General features: G+C 44.7%; 4 protein-coding genes. All 4 read right to left on the reverse strand.

Going from position 1 to position 1,917, the window contains the following annotated elements; translation table 11 throughout:
* Nucleotide 1 precedes the first annotated feature (1 nt).
* Nucleotides 2–778 carry a ParA family protein gene (locus ACJMM4_RS08775; RefSeq protein WP_405384091.1) on the reverse strand — a complete coding sequence of 259 codons (777 nt, stop codon included), beginning with the start codon at nt 776–778 and terminating at the stop codon, nt 2–4.
* 20 nt (nt 779–798) lie between these two features.
* Nucleotides 799–1,113 (reverse strand): DUF3850 domain-containing protein, encoded by a 315-nt coding sequence (locus ACJMM4_RS08780; protein ID WP_405384093.1) that lies wholly within the window; start codon nt 1,111–1,113, stop codon nt 799–801.
* Between the two features lie 123 nt (nt 1,114–1,236).
* A complete protein-coding gene (locus tag ACJMM4_RS08785; RefSeq protein WP_405384095.1) occupies nt 1,237–1,746 on the reverse strand; it encodes a VRR-NUC domain-containing protein in 510 nt (169 codons plus the stop codon).
* A partial coding sequence (locus tag ACJMM4_RS08790) for a hypothetical protein (RefSeq protein WP_405384097.1) occupies nt 1,736–1,917 on the reverse strand: 182 nt, incomplete at its 5' end. The genes ACJMM4_RS08785 and ACJMM4_RS08790, both read right to left, overlap by 11 nt.

Raw genomic sequence — 1,917 nt, forward strand, 5'->3', positions numbered from 1 at the left:
TTCATCTTGTCGCCCCTTTTGTTAAGTCTATGTATTCTAACGCCAGGTTCTTATAGTCCCTTGTGGCTGCGCTTCGCGGTGTCACTTCTACCAGGCTCTTTCCCTTCTCATACGTCCAGGCGTTAACCTTCTTGCTGTAGCGGATATGCGTAGTAAATGTGCTGTATTCGCTTTTCTGTAAGGCTTCTTCGCCCTTTACTACCTCTATATCGTTCGTAAACATTGTTACTAGACATTTAACCAGGGACAAGCCAGGGTTATAAGGTCTTACTTCTTCTATTACCTCTGTCAGTTCTTCCATTCCGTCTAAGGCGTTCTTATCTGCCTTAATCGGTATAATAACGTCATTTGCTGCTACCAGGGCGTTAAGTACGTTGATTCCTACACCCGGCGGACAATCAATAAAGCAATAGTCGTAGCGGTCTTCTACTTGCTGTAATACTTCCTTAAGCTTTGTCATTTGGTTAGCTTCCTGGTCTAACATAAGGTCAACTGCTGCCGCGTCTAAATTCATATTAGCCGGGATAATATCTAAGCCATAACGTCCGCTGCTTCTTATAACGTCTTCCGCTATCGTTTCTTCGTCCCTTAATATGTTTTCCATGCTTTTATATTCGTAACTATGTACGCTAAAGAATTTGCTTACATTCGCCTGTATATCGTTATCTACCAGCAACACGCGCTTTTTAAATACCTTTACCATGATTAAAGCCAGGTTAATAGCTGTCGTGCTTTTCCCTACGCCGCCTTTTAAGTTTACAACTGCTGCCGTTCTCATATCTTCCTACCGTCCTTTCCTCAATCTTCTTCTATGCCTAAAACACAATACCCAGGCTTAAGCCCTTCGTTTTCCTCTTCAATACACATAATACTTGTCCTAACCGTCCGCCCGGTTAATGCTTCTAATTCCGCGTCGTATTCCTTTAATACCAGGTAGTCGCCCGGTTCGTACCCTTTGTCATTCTTTGTTATTACGAACGTCGGGAAGCCTTCCGTTACGTCTTCGTATAATTCCGGGCTACATTTGATACAATGTACTGCTACTTCTTCGTCGTAATCTAATAAAAGCAACTTCTTAAGCCACTCTATAAACCTTTTTAACCATTCTTTCATTTTCCTAAACCGTCCTTTCTGCGGCAGCAGTCTTAAAAGGCTCTGCCGCTGGTGCTTTGTTAACTGTTACGTGTGATACATTTCCTTGCTTTGCCATTCCTTAGTAGGTAATTTTATCTTTCGTTAATTCTTTCTTCCTAAGCAGCCCATATTATCGCAAGTTCGACAATCAATCCCGCAAAATCCTATAAACCGCTTTTCGTTTACTTTGTCCGTAAGCTTTGCCTTTTCTGCCGGGTATGTATCGCTTTTAATATCCAGGCTGCCTATATTTCCTTCCAGGTAAGCCGTAATTACTTCTATAGCTGCGTCCGAACAGTACACAATAACCGCCCTTCCGCCGATCGCGTTAATTGTGTCTATAAAGTTTAGCTGTTCTTCCGTCGCCTTATTGCTTCCTACCTTCAATTCGATATACAGGTTATTAAAGCCGCCCGCTGCATACGGTAAGCAAATATCGCTAACGCCTGGCTTCATTCCCTGGCGTTTCAGATTCGCCCCGGCTGATCTGCTACGCTTCCCTTCGTTGGCTGCGTGATACATGGACTTTAACGCCGGGTGCTTCGACTGCTGCCAGCGCGCCCAATCAAAAACGGCGGCTTGTGCCTGGGCTTCTGTTTCCTTACGCTCCATAATTTAACACCCCTTCGGCTGCTGCCTGGGCTGCTTCTGCTGCCGCCCTTTCTGCTGCTGTTAATTCTTCCAGGCTTAAGCATTGTCCCGCTAAATTCAGTACTACCGCCTTCTTCGTACAACCGCCTGTACTGTAATATCTGCAAGCCTTCACGCCGCACACTACATTAG

The sequence above is a fragment of the Phascolarctobacterium sp. genome (assembly GCF_045124115.1).
Classification (GTDB): domain Bacteria; phylum Bacillota; class Negativicutes; order Acidaminococcales; family Acidaminococcaceae; genus Phascolarctobacterium_A.

Bases quoted from the DNA above. Each gene is read 5' to 3' on its own strand.
- ACJMM4_RS08780 (WP_405384093.1), bottom strand. From the start codon at position 1,113: ATGAAAGAATGGTTAAAAAGGTTTATAGAGTGGCTTAAGAAGTTGCTT.
- ACJMM4_RS08775 (WP_405384091.1), bottom strand. From the start codon at position 778: ATGAGAACGGCAGCAGTTGTAAACTTAAAAGGCGGCGTAGGGAAAAGC.
- ACJMM4_RS08785 (WP_405384095.1), bottom strand. From the start codon at position 1,746: ATGGAGCGTAAGGAAACAGAAGCCCAGGCACAAGCCGCCGTTTTTGAT.